This is a genomic window from Bacillus cihuensis, assembly GCF_000504145.1.
Taxonomy (GTDB): Bacteria; Bacillota; Bacilli; order Bacillales; family DSM-1321; genus Peribacillus; species Peribacillus huizhouensis.
The window spans coordinates 223,960-239,916 of record NZ_AYSD01000010.1; the positions used below are offsets into that span (position 1 = coordinate 223,960).

Below are 15,957 nucleotides of genomic sequence, written 5' to 3' on the forward strand. Positions count from 1 at the left end.
TCAATGTATGTCGGGGTAAGTAACTTGAATTTTAGACATGTAATCCCCCTGTGCTATATACCTAATTTATGAACGAATGGTTTACGAACTGCCTAAAAAAGATACTTTGTTTAACGTCAAAACAAGGAAACAATTAGAATGATTTTTTGTACACAAAGGGAGTGAGATAAAGTCAAAAAAAGTTTGAGCAAAAAACTATAAAATCGGAATATTCGATAAGTTAATGTTGACAATTCGGGTATGAATTAATATAATTGTGGCAATATGAATTGAATGCTGATGGAAAGCGAGTGAGAGAAATGGCGAATCAAATTGAGAATGCACAATTAAGCTTTGGACAGAAAGAAGCACCTGTAAAGGTTGAAGTGTTTTTAAATTTAACATGCCCTTACTGTGCTACATTTTTTGGGATTGCGGAAGAGGTTTTGAAAGACTACTTAGATAATGGGCAAGTTGAATTTATTGTCAAACATTATGACAAGCCTAGAGAGATGCTGTTAAATGGAACTTTAATTAACCTCTTCCTAGATTATGAGAAACCTTCACGCGTGAAAGAAATATTAAAGGAATTATTTGCAACACAAGGACAGTGGGATCAATTGAACAATCAAGATATCAAAAATCTTTTAGCAGAAAAATATCAATTAAAAGAAGAACCACAAAATACCGAAATTAGCTTGAATGTAACTGCAGAGGCTATTCGTAGAAACGTGAAAATGGTGCCTACTGTATTTATCAATGATAAAGAATATCAATATCCTACGGAATTATCGGCAGATGAATTGAAATCGACAATTGAGGCGGAATTAGAAACTAGCGTATTCACTAGCTAAATCCCGCAAATTTAACTCCTAACAAAATAAGAAAAGAGACAAGCAGACAAGAAATTTTGTCTGTTTTTTTATTTTACCTCTATACTCAATGCCATATTGAACATAGCATGGCACCTTCACTTGATTAGTTTTGGTTTGGAAAGTCTAAGGAAATGTCAACAACTGAGTGTGATGAAAATAAAAGAGACTAGTACACTCACTCCGAGGTTAATATGTCTAGCTATTAAGTGAATTTGTTAATCAATTGTTGATTATTGTTATGGATTAACAAATTGTACCGTTATTTACAATCACTAATAAATGAAATCAATTAATATGGGATTTAAACAGGTCGCATCTCAAAGACTACTTTGATAATGCTAGTTTATTACACTCACGGATGTCTTAGATTAATTTAGGAAATAAATCGAATAAGTTTGGAGGTGTTTAATCATAACGAGAGAACAATAATAACAAATTTTAACACAGTTCGAACAAGAAGATTTGCGTATTTCAGAACAAAGTAACAAGTAATATGCTTTTAAAATGGACCGTCTATCGTTACATAAAGTCATGAATTAGGCAGGTCAGGATGGTAAACAGGGAAATAGAAAGAGCTCTTATAACTAATATACGAGGAGAAAAGCCATGGAAGCATTAAAACTTAATGAAGTACCTGAAAAACATAAAGAAAAGGAAGGTAAAAGTGACAAGGCGTCTATTTATCGAATTGTTTGGAGATGGCACTTTTACGCAGGACTTATATTTTCTCCATTTTTAATTATTTTGGCTTTTAGTGGGGCTGTATACTTATTCAAGCCACAAATCGAATCATTTTTATATCAGGATCTCTACTATGTGAAAGAGAGTCATTCATCTGTGATACCTCCCTCAGAGCAGATAAATCGGGTAAAAGAAGAGTACCCTGAAGGGATTGTGAATTCGTATAAAACATATGATGATCCATTACGAACATCAGAAATAAGTATTTCTAGTGAAGGGCAATCACTTTCGGTCTTTGTAGATCCATATACAGGTTCCATAAATGGTTCACTACAATCAGAAAAGAAATTTACAGAGATATTTAAAAAGCTGCATAGCGAATTAATAATAGGTGGTACATTCGCCAACCGCTTGGTGGAACTTGCGGCATGTTGGTGTGTGATCTTGCTTATAACTGGATTATATATATGGTGGCCTCGTAATAAGGCATCTATTTGGGGGACTGTTCTACCTAGATTCAACAAGAAAGGCCGGATATTCTGGAGGGATATGCATGCTGTTCCTGCCTTTTGGTTATCTATTTTTGTTTTGATTTTAATAGCGACAGGGCTTCCCTGGTCTGGAGTAATGGGTGAACAAATAAACCGTTTCGCTACGGCAACTAATACTGGAACGCCTCCTTTTGCTTACAGCTGGGATGCAAAACCAGAGTCTATTATTAGAACGAGAGATGTGGCACAAGATGGACCATGGGCAACTGAAAATTTAGCTGTGCCTTCATCTAAAACAAATAGTAATTCGACTATTTCACTAGAAGACGTTTCTTATATAGCTGGAAATAACAAGGTGGCAAAACCATATACCATATCTATGCCACAGTCTGAAAAAGGCGTATATACGATTACAACTTCCCATACAAAACCAGGTGATAATGCGACATTAAACATTGATCAATACAGTGGAGCTGTATTAACAGATGTTCGCTTTAATGATTATGGGATTACCGCAAAGGCCATAACAGTCGGCATTGCATTGCATGAAGGAAGATTATTTGGATTAGCCAATCAAATCATTGGCCTCATTGTCTGTATGGGATTAATCGGGGTTGTCATTAGTTCATATATCATGTGGAAAAAACGTAAACCTTCTGGTAAATTAGGTGCCCCATCTAAAGTTCATGATAAGAAACTAACTAGAACGGTATTTTTTATCATGCTAGCATTAGGAATTGTCATGCCGTTAGTTGGTATTTCTATCATTTTGGTGTTTTTATTAGATCGTTTCGTTATACCTAAATTTAAGCCGTTAAGAGGGTGGATGAATTAATACAAGAAGAGAGGGTATCAAGTGCCATGAGAAAATGTTTTTTCATACTATCAGCATTTATACTTATTAGTATCATTAGTGGATGTAATATTACTAGCAGTACCTCTCAAGAAAAAATGAAAGTGATTGAAGCTGACATCCTACTTCCTGATGTTGTTTCGCTGAATCAAGAATGTATATTCAAAGTTCATGTAACGCAGGGTTCGAGCAATGTAGATGATGCACAAGATGTTCAATTTGAAATTTGGAATTCTACCAGCACTCAAGATAGTGAAATGCTTCAAGCTAAGTTGATAGGTAATGGAACATATACTGTTTCTAAACAGTTTAGTCAAGATGGAATCTATTATGTTCAAACTCATGTTACTGCTCGGGGACTTCATGTCATGCCTAAAAAACAATTTATGGTTGGGGAAGTCTCAGAAGAGGAAATAAATGCTTTAATAGAAGAGCCTGTTAAGAAAAGCAATCATCAAGGTCATCATCATTGAAAGATTGATTTTGATAGAGAGATGTATGACAACACCGGTATATTTACCTTATTATTATCGGTTATCCGGTAACATTGGCAGGAGAAAATCTTGCCTTTTTTTTCAATTATGTAAAAACATTACCGAATTCACCAACTTTTCACATATTTTATCGTGCATCTACTTGTTTTATCTTCTAAACTTAAATAATCTTAAAGGGAATCTAGATGAGAGCGAGGCCACTAAGCTATGAAAATAATGAATTACATAATGCTTCTCCTCGTTTTATCATTTTTCATGCCAGCTGTATCTGAAGCAGAAGGCTCTATACAATCCAAAATCAACGAGGCACAAAAGGGTGCCGTGATTGAAATAGAAGAGGGAGAGTATGAGGAGACATTGGTTATTACCAAGCCAATAACTCTAAAAGGAAAGGGTGAAATTCTTCTTCGATCTTGTCTATCGGAGCCGGTAGTTACCATTAGCGGTGAGTCAGTTACTCTAAAAAATATTAAAGTGGAACACTGTGGAGATGAAAAAGAAGCTACCGCCATTTATGTTACTGGTTCCAATCATAAACTGGAGGGAATTGCTATTGAGACGAAGCGTTTCGGTATTAGACTTGATAATGCGAATGGCGTAACGATCAAAGATAGCGAGATTGTTGGAAGGAAGCAAGGCAATGGGATTGATTTATGGAAATCCAATCAGAATAAGTTTGAAAACCTTAAAATTAACAATGTTCTGGATGGAATTTATTTAGAGAAAAGCGACGGGAATACTATACATAGAAATGATATCCAAAGATCTCGTTACGGTTTGCATCTTATGTTCTCAAATGAAAATGTACTTGAAGAAAATGCCTCTAGAGCAAATATAACAGGGACAATGTTAATGGAATCAAAGCGGACAGTCGTGCGTAATAATAAATTTTTGTCTAATAACAAAAGTGTGAATGCGCAAGGACTGTTAATTTATTTGTCTACTGACACTGAAGTGACTGGAAATGAGTTTATTTCCAATCGTGTAGGCATTTTTATTGAGGAAGCTGAAAACAACCGAATAGATACCAATAAAATCATGGACAATTTTATCGGGGTACAATTTAAAAAATCAAATGAAAATAAGGTAATACGTAATACATTCGTTGGAAATGTCAATGATGCACAGGCAATAGAAAGTGCAAATAATCAAGTTAATGGGAACTATTGGGATGCAGCGAGCAAGATTGATGTAAATGGAGATGGAAAGAGTGAAATTGTATATAGCGCTGATCCGTATTTTCTTACTTTGACAAACGCAGTTCCCGAATATCAGCTATTTTTTCAAACACCAGGACTTATCCTGTTACAAAATATATTGAAAAGCCCGGCTGACCAGTTGCTTACAGACTCAGCCCCCTTAATGAACATGACGCTGGAAGTCGAAAAAGAAAAATCAACGAGTTTTAGTTTATGGGTCATAAGTGTAGTAATGATTTTATCCAGTTTTAGTTTATTTATATTTGGGAGGAAAAGAAGATGAAGAAAAAACTGCTTAGTTTTATTGTATTGGCAGGATTAATAATGATTCTTGCAGCGTGTGGAAATGATAAAGCACAACCAGTTGCAATTAATGAAGCAACGGACACATGTGAAACATGTAATATGGCTGTTATTGACAACCAACATGCTACCCAGATCATTTTAGAAAACGGAAAATCTATGGTCTTTGATGATGTAGGTTGTATGTACGAATGGGTAACAAAACATGAAAATGAAAAAATTGATGCTCAATTTGTCCGTGATTATTATGATGAAGAGTGGATTTTAGTGGACGATGCAACTTATGTATACAATCACTCAGTTAAAACGCCAATGGCTTATAATGTAATATCATTTAAAGATAAAGCTACTGCAGAAGAGTTTGCTGCTGAAAATGAAGGCAGCACGATAATGACTGCCAACGATTTAGCTGAACATGATTGGAAGCAAAAGGATGACAAAGCGAACCATTCACATTCACACTCAGACGGTGAAAAAGATGATCATAGCCATTCTCATTAAAAAATAGAGGGCCGGATCCGTTTTCGGAAGGTCCTTTTTGTATGAGGATATGGGGCGGGGCTGCGCGACTCATTAATATAGCCAATCTTTTTATTAAGTATACTAATTTCACCTTAGAAAGCAGCTAAAATTCCGGCTTCGCACCGCCACCATTATGATCAGGTGAGTGTAGCGTACTACTTGATTAATCCTTCATAGTAAATGGTGGTGTAATAACGCCATATTCGTTTTGGATGAGGGACATGGGCAAGATATTTATGGGAAGAATTTTCGAAAAGAGGAATGAAGATGTGGAATATTTGGCACTCTGAACTGCGCATGACGATACGACAGCGATCTTTTTATTCTTTTTTAGTCTTATGGGTTGCTGTACTTTCTCTCTTATTTTTAGTACAAAGTAGCGCTCCATCCTTATCTGGATATACAAATATGACTGGAACTGTGGTCAATGTTGCCTTATATATCATTCCGCTTTTCATGTTGATCATTGGTTCTTTTTCTATTGCCAATGAAATGGAAAATGGCCAATGGCGATTGTTGAATACCTATCCTTTATTTTCTATGTCGTACATATCAGGGAAAATAGGGGGGCAATTTACTGCTCAAGCAATCGTGTTCACATTTAGTTATGGAGTTAGCTTGGCAATAGGACTAGTAAGTGGTAATGGTTTTTCGAGTGAATGGCTTTTGTCGATTTACTTTTATTCTATGAGTCTAATTTTTTTCTTTCTCGTCCTTGGTATAACACTCGGATGTATTGTATCGACAAGGTGGCAGGCTTTATCAATATCAGTCATTATTTGGTTTTTCCTAATCATGATTTGGCCGACTGCGTTAATTGGTGTTTTAGGTTTGGTCCCTTATCCATGGATTGCTCCGTTAATGAAACTGGCTCTAGTTGCTAATCCAGCTGAATTTATTCGGGTGTCCTTAGTCATAAACCTTGATGGAGGAGCCGTTTTTGGGCAAGCATATGATTCTCTTGTGCCCTACTTAGACCCACCATATGGCATCCTTAATTATATTTTATATTTTATTGGATTTTTGGCTATTATGTTATTGTTTTCGATGCTCATGCTGGAATGGAGGAAAAGGCGATGACAGGTTTAAAAGTGGAAGATGTCTCGAAAGTTTATAAGAAAAAAACAGCGTTATATCCATGTTCCTTTGAAGCAACGGAGGGGATTTGTGTTGTTTTATGCGGTGGAAATGGCGCCGGTAAAAGTACATTACTACAAATCATTGCCGGCATCCATTCTCCATCAAGTGGCACAACCTCTATTAACGGGAAAGGAATTACCTTAAACCGTGAGAATTATTTAACCGAAATTGGCTTTATGCCTGATGATTTCCATGCCCAGGAAATGATGACGATTGAAGAGTTCCTTAATTTTTATGGATCATTCCGGAAAGTAAAAAAAGATCGAGTAAACGAAGTAATCGATTTGATCGGTCTAGTTGACAAAAAACGTGAGTTAGTAAAAAGCTTATCTAAGGGAATGAGGCAGCGGCTAATATTCGGACAATCTATATTAGCCAAACCAAATGTTTTGTTATTAGATGAGCCGACAAACGGATTGGATCCCTACTGGGTAAATCGGTTTGTTGAAATTCTTAATCAGATTAAAAAAGAGGGTACAATTATTGTTTTTTCTACTCATATGATGGATGTAGCAGCTGAGACGGGGGACATCATTTTATTTATGAAACAGGGAGAAGTCATTGAGACAATCCAGAATGAAAACAAAATAGAAGAGACGACGATGAAATTGATGAAGCTACATCGCCAATGAGATTCCCGAAGGATAATGCAATTTAAATAAAGTATGATAATTGAGAACAAATTTTAATCATTTGTAAAGGATCAATAAAATTCCTGTTAAACAAATCATGATTTTATATGTAACTAGTGGGAGGGTAGTTCAATAATTCATTCATATGTAGAGTTATATCCTACCGACCTTAATAACTTTCTAAGAAATAGGTTGTATCTACTGCCATTTACTTTCATAAGAGCAGATAACACTTTATGACTCTAGTAAAAAGCAGAAGTCGATTAGTTTTGTACTAGGAAATGCGTTTGTCATTACCCTTACTTTTGGCTGCCACGCACGAAGTTTGTTTATGAGGGGCAACATAAAGGAGTTAACTTTATAGGTAGAGCAATGTTGATGTGGTACTAAAATTTATAAAAAAGGTTGAATAAGAAGCGTTAAAAATTTAGGATGAGGAGTAGTCAATGCCTTGCAATATACCCCTATTCTATTTATTAAATGGAAAACTACAAAGAGACAATCTTTATAAATAACTGAAGTCAACATGCAATGGATTGTTGGCTTCTTTGCTATGCATCCAGTTATTCTACGAATCAAAGTTATCAGGGTAAGAAAATGGTAATATAGGTTAATGTAGTGAGATTTAGTTTAATGAATTCCGTATTAAGGGTGGGGTTGAATGGAAGTCGAAAGTCTGATTAAGAGAAAATTAACAGTCACATTTGTCACGACAATGATTCCTTCTATGATCTTAGCGTATTTTTATATATCAGATAGGATTAAATCGGCACATCCTCATGGTTTAGGAATGGGTTTTTTAGGTTGGTTATCTATATATAGTATGTATATAGGTATAATTGTCTTAATTTATGGAAATCTGGTTTCAGTTGGTTTAGAATACCTCCAAAAAAAGTGGTTTTTGAACCACATATGGCTTTACGTTTTGCTTCATGGCATTTTTGGTTTAGCGAATGGTTTGCTTTTTCAGGAATTTACATTGGCGTTATCTGGAATGATCGTTGCTTTGTTCTATGCTTTAATCGATAGATTGCTATTTGTTAGAGCTAGGGTTCAAAAGAGTTTTAAGATGTTTTTTCTTTTTCCAGTCGCGCTATGCGGTTTGCTTTGGGGATATTTTCAGATCATGTCCGAACCTTTATCAACCTTTACAATGGAAGACGCTGTTGAATTTGCCACCGTCGATAATGGGACCGTTACAGATGTTTTCCCTAAGTATATTGGCAAATGGGAAGGGCAAATTGATGGTTACCAGGTTGAGAGAGAAACAGCTGTGCAAGAAATAGGAAATGAAAAATATCTGATTACTTTTACTGAAAGATGGAATAAAGGAGCGGTAGAGAGTTTCTCGTCTTTTTCGTATGAGGTAGAACGTGGATCTTTAACCGCATCTGGTCGTGAAGGGGAGGAACCGCCGTACAATAAATAAATGGATCTTTGTTTAGCAATTTGGTCGGTTAAGCAGAAGACAATGTGCTTCCGATAGGTCTAGTACTTGCTACAGAAATTCACTTCGATAATTGGAATTATATTATTAATGCTATTTCGAACCATATGGAAGCATTGTAAGAATATTATACTCAACTAGTTAAATCATAAAAAATCAGAAGGGTTACAAATTCGGTTGTTCCGATTTGTAACCCTTCTTCTATTAATAAGCTAGCAGAATTTCCGCATTAATAGGTAGCGAAACATGAATCAAGTGTCACTAAAAATTATGAAAATAGTACCTCCACTGATTGAAGTTTGAACTTTATTTGTACACAGGTTAAATAAATCAGTCTATACCATGTACTTAAACAAGTATTGAATGTTCGATTTTGAAATGAAGTAATTGGCATTGTAAATTTCGACAATAAATCAATATTGTGAAGATTATTACAATACTATCATGCTATAATAAGAAGCTATTATTTATAGAATATTAAGAAAGAGGGAATTTTATGAATCAAGAACAATATTTGAAGAAGAGAATGGGGTTTTGGTCTCTAACTGCCCTGTCTCTTGGAGGAATTATTGGATCAAGTTGGCTTTTTGGTCCGTGGGCAGCGGCAAAATTGGCTGGTCCTGCAGCTATCATGTCGTGGGTACTCGGTGCAATTGCGATTACACTCATAGCTCTTATTTATGCTGAGTTAGGAAGAGTTAAGCCTGAAACTGGTGGTTTAGGTCGTTATCCTCTATATTCTAATGGGAAAATGCTTGCTACAGTGACTAGTTATTCCATCTGGTTTGGCTATTGTGCAACTGCACCTGTTGAATCAGCAGGAGTTATTCAATATGCTAATCAGTTCTGGCCAGGACTGTATGATATGACAAAAGAGCAACTGACTACTTCAGGTATTCTAGCTTCAACCTTTTTGATGGTATTCTTTGTTGTTTTTAACTATTTTGGCGTAAAATTATTTGCGATTACGAATACAGTTATTACGACTATTAAATTTTTAGTACCAGTTCTAACGATCATCGCTTTCTTTATGACAGGTTTTCACGCAGAGAACTTTACGAGTCAAGGCTTTGCCCCGAATGGGTATGGGGCTGGATTAAGTGCGATATTAACGAGTGGAATATTTTTTGCTTATACAGGATTTGGGAATGTGGTCATGATGAGTGGTGAAGTTGTAAATCCTAGACGTAATATTCCATTGGCTTTGATCACGTCTCTAGTAGCTGCAGCAATCTTATATACATTACTGCAAATTGTTTTTATCGGAGCAGTTCCGCCAGAAATGCTTGCGAACGGTTGGAGCGGAATTAAGTTCGATTCTCCATTTGCTAATCTAGCGCTTATGGCAAATATGGTTTGGTTATCATGGATTATTACAGCTGACGCAATGGTTTCGCCAACAGGTTCAGCGCTGACTTATACAGCTGGAACTTCAAGACATGTGTTTGGAATGGCGAAAAGTGGGTTCATCCCATCATTCTTTGGAACGATCAATAAACGATTTGGTGTTCCAACTCGTGCACTTGCGCTCAATTTCGTTATCGGACTACTGTTCTTATTCCCATTAAAAAGTTGGACTGCCATTGTTGCGATTGTTGGGGCAATTGGTATTTTTAAGTATGCATCAGCATGTGTGACTGTAATGGTTTTCCGTAAGGTTGGTTTGACACAAGACAAGGGTCTCCCAGGTATGCACATTATAGCCCCAGCAGCTTTTGTCTTTGCTACATTGCTTATTTATTGGACAAACTGGAGCAGGGTACAACTTGCAATTACCGGGTTAATTTTAGGAATTGGCGCTTATTTAGTCGTTCATTTTATTAATAAGCATAAATCTATTGAAATCTTAGGTGGCATATATCTTGTTATTTATATATTATTGCTAGTATTGTTGTCCTATTTAGGGAATTTTGGTGGTAATAGTATTATCCCTGAGCCATTTATGTCTATTGTTGCGGCAATACTTGGATTTATTTTTTACAATTTTGCTGTTTATAACGGCGTTTGGTATATGCGTAAAAAAGGGAATATTGAAGAATTACAAGAAAGTATATCTAATTTAAAGTAATATTTTTTTAAAAGGAGAACTTGTTATGAAGCTTTGGGGCGGACGTTTTAGAAAAGAAGAAAATAAATTGATGGAAGACTTTAATAGCTCACTTAAGGTTGATAAAAGGCTTTATGCTGAAGATATTAAGGGAAGCATCGCCCACGTCAATATGTTAGTGCAATGTGATTTACTCACAAAGAAAGAAGGAGAAGATATTGTAAAGACTCTTCTTTCAATTTTAGAAGATATTGAAAGCGGAACTTTACTTATCGAAGGAAGTTTTGAAGATATCCACAGTTTTGTTGAAGCGCATTTGACTGAACGAATTGGTGAAACAGGAAAAAAACTTCACACGGCACGTAGTAGAAATGACCAAGTGGCTACAGATATGAGACTTTACGCTAAAAATAAGGCGTTAGAAGTGGTTGAGTATATTGAGGATCTACAAAATAGCCTCGAACAAAAAGCAAAAGAAAATAATGTGATTATGCCAGGCTACACTCATCTTCAACGGGCTCAAGTGATCACGTTTCAACACCATTTAATGGCATACTATAACATGTTGGATCGCGATAGAAAAAGAGTTCTTAAAGCAATTGATATTATGAACGAAAGTCCATTAGGTTGCGGGGCTCTGGCTGGAACTACTCATACGATAAACCGCGAAATGACAGCAGAAGAATTAGGATTCTCTAAACCAGTAGATAATTTCTTGGACGGTGTAAGTGATCGAGATTATCTTTTAGAATTAATGTCTGATTTTTCGATTATCATGATGCATTTAAGTAGATTAAGTGAAGAATTGATTTTATGGAGTAGTCAAGAGTTTAAATTTATTACGATCGATGACGCTTACTCTACAGGTAGCAGTATCATGCCACAGAAGAAGAACCCTGATGCTGCTGAACTAATAAGAGGAAAAACAGGGCGAGTATATGGCTCACTCACTTCGTTATTAACGACTATGAAAGGTTTACCTTTGGCATACAATAAAGATATGCAGGAAGACAAAGAACCATTTTTTGATTCATTGGATACGGTATTGTCTTGTTTAAACATCATGTCTCATATGATTTCTACGATGAAAGTGAATAGTGAAAACATGAAAAAAGCCGTGAAAGATGGCTTCCTCAATGCAACAGAAGTTGCTGACTATTTAGTTAGCAAAGGAGTTGCTTTCAGAGATGCGCATAGTATTGTTGGTTCAATTGTTATTTATTGTGAAGACCATCATAAAGCCATTGAAGATTTAACGTTAGAAGAATTGAAAAGCTTATCTCCAATGATTGAAGATGATCTATATGAATACATTGATTATCAAAATATATTAAATAAAGGGATTAAAGTAGCTTTATTAAAATAAAGGGAAACTTCCACTATTTGTAGTTCTCTTTATACAAGTAATCAAAATCAGGACAAATTTCTCCATTTGGAGAGTTTGTCTTTTTTCTTGGCTGTTTTCGCATACTTTGTTGCTTTTCAATTTGATTTCCGTTGCAGTACTCGCTTTCTGCGGGCGGTCTCAGAAGCCTCCTCAGTGCTTTACACTTGCGGGGTCTCCCTCAACATGCTTTTTTTCTAAGCAGGAGTCTCGCATATCCGCTCCAATCAACATCTGCTCGAATTTGTTTTTGCGAATAACAACAAACTTTACGAATAGAGCTAAACGGCCTGTTCCCATTTGAGTTTAGGAACAGGCCGTTTAATTTGAGCTTTTTTGAAGAGTAGTAGGTCATCTTAAATTAAAAAAATTCTTTTGGCTATTCATTGTAGTGTTAAAATCACTTATGTGAGTGATCGTCTTTAATCATTAGTTAAGCAGCAGATTTCGTTTGCTTATTCGATGTGAAAAACCACTTCATCATCGGTGGCGTAACAATGGTTGTGACAAGAATAACAACAACGATTACAGCGAATAAATCATTGTTGAGCAGTTTAGATTCTAAACCGATTGCTGCTAAGATTAAAGCTACCTCTCCACGAGACACCATTGCCGCCCCAATTCCTAACGAGCTATTCCAGCCAAAACCAGCCAATTTAGCACCCGTTGCAGCACCAACTAATTTTGTAAGAATAGCTACTATACTTAATAGAACAATCAGACCTAAATGATTCATAATCCCAGAAAATTGTGCAGTGATCCCAATTGAAGTGAAGAATACGGGAACAAATATTGAATAACCGATTGTTTCAACCTTTTCGAAAATTTCATGTTTATAGTCTGTTACACTAATAGCCACACCAGCTATATAAGCGCCGATTATCGCTGCAACACCTGTATATTCAGCTAAGTAGGCATAAACAAAACAAATAATTAAAGCAGCAGAAATAACAGTTTCAGTCACTTTTAAGGAAGCGAATTTTTCTAAGAACCAAGGAACTACTTTCCAAGCAACAAGAATGGCCCCTGCAAAAAATAATACTTTCTTCAAAATAACGATAGTTAGATTCACTTCTCCGCCAGCAAAACTCATTAAGAAAGCCAAAGCGATAATGACGACAACATCATCGATCACGGCTGCTCCTAAGATGGCAGTTCCTTCAGGCGATTTTAATTGATTCATTTCTTTTAATGCTTGAACGGAGATACTCACACTTGTGGCAGAAAGCAAGAGTCCTAAAAACAATGATTGAAAAGAAGTTAGATCCATCATAATTCCTGCAAAATACCCTACAACAAGCGGAACGATGATTCCACCAAAACCTACAAAAGTGGACGCCTTTCCAGTACGTTTAAATTCGTCAAGATCGGTTTCTAAACCAGCTATAAACATTAACAAGATAACACCGATTTGACTAAATGCTGCTAGTGCTTCAGTCTCAGTCACTAATCCTAACACAGATGGCCCTAGTACAATACCGATTAGGAGTTTACCTAAAACGGAAGGTTGCCCCAATCTTACACTGATACTCCCTGCAATCTTAGCTGCAACTAAAATAATCGCTAATTGAAGTATTAACATCTTTATCCCCCTTTTTTTCTGTGGAAAAGGGGCGGGACTACGTAAAATCAGCGCCGCCACTTTCATAAAGTGATACAAATTTTAGGACCCGAACTTTTTTCATCACCTGAGTTGTGAAAAGACTCTCATGAATGTTTTGTGTGAAAAATACAAAAAGAGCCTGTTACCAAAGGACATACTAATCCCTTGGTGACAGGCTCCTCCAAGTACTAATCTTGTATTTTATTAAAACCATCATATCATTTTAAGTAGTGGAATTACAATATTAATATTTTTCCGATTTTCAGGCACTCTTTGTCTTTACAACGATTCTTTTTTTATAATATCGATCGACAAATCGGCCATAACTGGAAGCAAGCACTTGCTGAAAAAGCATACCTATGACGACAGGCACTGCAACTTGAGCGGGAAAATAGGAAATGGCGATAACAGCACCAGTACTAATATTGCGCATACCACCTAAGAATGTAAGCGACACAACATCTTCTCTGTCCATTTTAAAAAGCCTGCCAATAAGAAAGGAAAACAGGTAGCCAGAAAAAGAAATAAGAAATACGACAATTGTGATGAAGACCAATTTTGCGTCGACATGACGTAAATACGGAGCGATGACCGAACTATTTAACAACACAACGATTCCTAAAAAGAATTTTGAAATTGGTGAAAGGCGTGGACCTAATACAGTTTTTACCTTTCCTTTTGTAACTTGATTAAGCATCATCCCAGACAATGAAGGCACAACAACCATCCACAATAAACCGCCCATCATGCCGAGAATATCCATTTCTACTTTTTCACCAACCATAACAGACATCGTATATGGAACAATGAATGGTGATAAAAATGTATCAATTAAAATCACGGCAAGTGTAAGTGGGATGTTCCCCCGATAGATGGATACCCAAAGAACACTCGTAATGCCGGTCGGAATAATCATACCAAGAATTAATCCGGTAATCGTATAAACATCCCCGTGAAACACAACATGACCTACACCAAAAGCCCAAATCGGCATAATCACATGTAGAATACACATTGTAATAATGATAGGTAAAGGATGGATCATTACTTCTTTAAAAGACTTAATATTCGATCCCAAACTACCTGAAAACGTCATAAATGCAAACAACCACGGAACTAAAAAAGAAAAGCTATCGACGTAGCTTGCAAACATCACACCAAGCAACACACTTATCGGTGTAATGAACGGCATTTTATTTTCTAAAAAAGCATTTAATTTTTGCAACATCTTCTCGCGCTCCTAAAAAATAAACTATGAAATTATGTAACTACTTAAGCCTATGCAGTATTGTGAAAAATAAGCAACTTCATTATTATGAAAGGCTGTTTTCCAACAGATTGTTACTTTTAACAATTTTGCAAGCATAGAGTGGATTGTAGCGGAAGGCACTTGAATCCTGCGGGAAATAGAGGAAAGTTCGAGACCCCGGAGACGCGAAGCGTTGAGGAGGCTCGACTTCCTCCCCGCGGAAAGCAAGTGCCTGCAGCGGAAAGGAACGGTTCATTAATTAAAAAAACAACAAACTATGCGAAAACAGCCTTATGAAAAAATGATGATAAAAATCTTGAAAATAGTCATTAAACTTAAGTAGTTACAAAATGATTATACTTAATATAACATATCTCAGCATTCGTATTTGTGACACAATTCCTGATCGTAAAAGTGAAAGAGGGGTACACAAAAAAAAGAAAATTCCATAACAGCTTATAAAGGCATTACCATTAGCATGTCCAAAAAAAGGATGATGCTAATGGTAATGCCTTTATTGAAGCTTTTCACTTTTTGCTAAGATCTGAAGGATTCCAATTTTTAAGCGTACCATATTGTATAAAGGTGATGGATGCAATTTTAGGTATCTAATTCCTCTTTTTTTACCCACACTTGAGACCAATTTTCTATTTCTTTCAAAATCGGTTCTAATGAGAAACCTTTTTCTGTTAATGAGTATTCAATTCTAACAGGTGTTTCTGGTATGACATCTCGCTTTACTATGCCCTGGTGTTCGAGTTCTTTTAAGCGTTCAGACAAAACCCTACCGCTAATTGCTATAGAAGATTGGATGGTGCCAAATCGTTGTGGACCATTCAATAATTGATAAATAAGCAAGGTTGTCCAGCGTTGACTTAATAGGGAGACGGCTTTTTCAAATCGCGGACAAATAATGGATTGATTCATGCTCTTTCACTCCTTTAGTTACAATATACCATATTACAATTTAATATCATATGATTTAAATATATAAAGTTACTTGACAAGACTTTATTATAAAAATATAATTACTTACATAAAGTAACTAAAAAATAAAG

13 protein-coding genes are annotated in these 15,957 nt (G+C 36.0%); 10 read left to right on the forward strand and 3 right to left on the reverse strand.

Annotation, left to right across the window (positions count from 1 at the left end; genetic code table 11):
* Positions 1–299 precede the first annotated feature (299 nt).
* The 10 genes from V179_RS0100995 to argH all read left to right on the forward strand — a co-directional run bounded on the left by V179_RS0100995 (position 300) and on the right by argH (position 12,029).
* Positions 300–833, forward strand: a complete 534-nt coding sequence (locus V179_RS0100995) for a thioredoxin domain-containing protein (RefSeq protein ID WP_028389868.1) — start codon at positions 300–302, stop codon at positions 831–833.
* A 627-nt stretch (positions 834–1,460) separates the two neighbouring features.
* On the forward strand, positions 1,461–2,861 hold the full coding sequence (locus tag V179_RS0101000; protein WP_028389869.1) for a PepSY-associated TM helix domain-containing protein: 1,401 nt from the start codon (positions 1,461–1,463) through the stop codon (positions 2,859–2,861).
* A 26-nt stretch (positions 2,862–2,887) separates the two neighbouring features.
* Complete coding sequence (locus V179_RS0101005) at positions 2,888–3,352, forward strand: FixH family protein (protein WP_028389870.1); 465 nt, start codon at positions 2,888–2,890, stop codon at positions 3,350–3,352.
* A gap of 228 nt (positions 3,353–3,580) precedes the next feature.
* Entirely contained in the window at positions 3,581–4,855 is a 1,275-nt protein-coding gene (locus V179_RS0101010) for a right-handed parallel beta-helix repeat-containing protein (RefSeq protein ID WP_028389871.1), read from the forward strand.
* Complete coding sequence (locus tag V179_RS0101015) at positions 4,852–5,376, forward strand: nitrous oxide reductase accessory protein NosL (RefSeq protein ID WP_028389872.1); 525 nt, start codon at positions 4,852–4,854, stop codon at positions 5,374–5,376. Before V179_RS0101010 ends, V179_RS0101015 begins: the two co-directional genes overlap by 4 nt.
* Before the next feature lie 288 nt (positions 5,377–5,664).
* On the forward strand, positions 5,665–6,477 hold the full coding sequence (locus V179_RS0101020) for an ABC transporter permease (protein WP_028389873.1): 813 nt from the start codon (positions 5,665–5,667) through the stop codon (positions 6,475–6,477).
* Positions 6,474–7,169, forward strand: coding sequence for an ABC transporter ATP-binding protein (locus V179_RS0101025; RefSeq protein ID WP_028389874.1), 696 nt, complete (start codon positions 6,474–6,476; stop codon positions 7,167–7,169). Before V179_RS0101020 ends, V179_RS0101025 begins: the two co-directional genes overlap by 4 nt.
* A gap of 661 nt (positions 7,170–7,830) precedes the next feature.
* On the forward strand, positions 7,831–8,598 hold the full coding sequence (locus V179_RS0101030) for a hypothetical protein (protein WP_028389875.1): 768 nt from the start codon (positions 7,831–7,833) through the stop codon (positions 8,596–8,598).
* Between the two features lie 514 nt (positions 8,599–9,112).
* Positions 9,113–10,684: an APC family permease gene (locus V179_RS0101035; RefSeq protein WP_028389876.1), complete on the forward strand. Its 1,572-nt coding sequence runs from the start codon at positions 9,113–9,115 to the stop codon at positions 10,682–10,684.
* A 25-nt stretch (positions 10,685–10,709) separates the two neighbouring features.
* Entirely contained in the window at positions 10,710–12,029 is a 1,320-nt protein-coding gene (gene argH / locus V179_RS0101040; RefSeq protein ID WP_028389877.1) for an argininosuccinate lyase, read from the forward strand.
* A 451-nt stretch (positions 12,030–12,480) separates the two neighbouring features.
* On the opposite strand, the gene V179_RS0101045 is transcribed toward argH, so the two are convergent.
* The 3 genes from V179_RS0101045 to V179_RS0101060 all read right to left on the reverse strand — a co-directional run bounded on the left by V179_RS0101045 (position 12,481) and on the right by V179_RS0101060 (position 15,826).
* Positions 12,481–13,629 carry a cation:proton antiporter gene (locus V179_RS0101045; protein WP_028389878.1) on the reverse strand — a complete coding sequence of 383 codons (1,149 nt, stop codon included), beginning with the start codon at positions 13,627–13,629 and terminating at the stop codon, positions 12,481–12,483.
* A gap of 283 nt (positions 13,630–13,912) precedes the next feature.
* The gene (locus tag V179_RS0101050; protein ID WP_028389879.1) at positions 13,913–14,878 is read right to left on the reverse strand and encodes a bile acid:sodium symporter family protein; all 966 of its coding nucleotides are present in this window, start codon (positions 14,876–14,878) and stop codon (positions 13,913–13,915) included.
* 621 nt (positions 14,879–15,499) lie between these two features.
* Positions 15,500–15,826, reverse strand: a complete 327-nt coding sequence (locus V179_RS0101060; RefSeq protein ID WP_028389880.1) for a winged helix-turn-helix transcriptional regulator — start codon at positions 15,824–15,826, stop codon at positions 15,500–15,502.
* Positions 15,827–15,957 lie beyond the last annotated feature (131 nt).

What these genes read in the sequence shown, in the direction of transcription:
- V179_RS0100995 (WP_028389868.1), top strand. Translation starts at nt 300, where the DNA reads ATGGCGAATCAAATTGAGAATGCACAATTAAGCTTTGGACAGAAAGAA.
- V179_RS0101000 (WP_028389869.1), top strand. Translation starts at nt 1,461, where the DNA reads ATGGAAGCATTAAAACTTAATGAAGTACCTGAAAAACATAAAGAAAAG.
- V179_RS0101005 (WP_028389870.1), top strand. Translation starts at nt 2,888, where the DNA reads ATGAGAAAATGTTTTTTCATACTATCAGCATTTATACTTATTAGTATC.
- V179_RS0101010 (WP_028389871.1), top strand. Translation starts at nt 3,581, where the DNA reads ATGAAAATAATGAATTACATAATGCTTCTCCTCGTTTTATCATTTTTC.
- V179_RS0101015 (WP_028389872.1), top strand. Translation starts at nt 4,852, where the DNA reads ATGAAGAAAAAACTGCTTAGTTTTATTGTATTGGCAGGATTAATAATG.
- V179_RS0101020 (WP_028389873.1), top strand. Translation starts at nt 5,665, where the DNA reads ATGTGGAATATTTGGCACTCTGAACTGCGCATGACGATACGACAGCGA.
- V179_RS0101025 (WP_028389874.1), top strand. Translation starts at nt 6,474, where the DNA reads ATGACAGGTTTAAAAGTGGAAGATGTCTCGAAAGTTTATAAGAAAAAA.
- V179_RS0101030 (WP_028389875.1), top strand. Translation starts at nt 7,831, where the DNA reads ATGGAAGTCGAAAGTCTGATTAAGAGAAAATTAACAGTCACATTTGTC.
- V179_RS0101035 (WP_028389876.1), top strand. Translation starts at nt 9,113, where the DNA reads ATGAATCAAGAACAATATTTGAAGAAGAGAATGGGGTTTTGGTCTCTA.
- argH (WP_028389877.1), top strand. Translation starts at nt 10,710, where the DNA reads ATGAAGCTTTGGGGCGGACGTTTTAGAAAAGAAGAAAATAAATTGATG.
- V179_RS0101045 (WP_028389878.1), bottom strand. Translation starts at nt 13,629, where the DNA reads ATGTTAATACTTCAATTAGCGATTATTTTAGTTGCAGCTAAGATTGCA.
- V179_RS0101050 (WP_028389879.1), bottom strand. Translation starts at nt 14,878, where the DNA reads ATGTTGCAAAAATTAAATGCTTTTTTAGAAAATAAAATGCCGTTCATT.
- V179_RS0101060 (WP_028389880.1), bottom strand. Translation starts at nt 15,826, where the DNA reads ATGAATCAATCCATTATTTGTCCGCGATTTGAAAAAGCCGTCTCCCTA.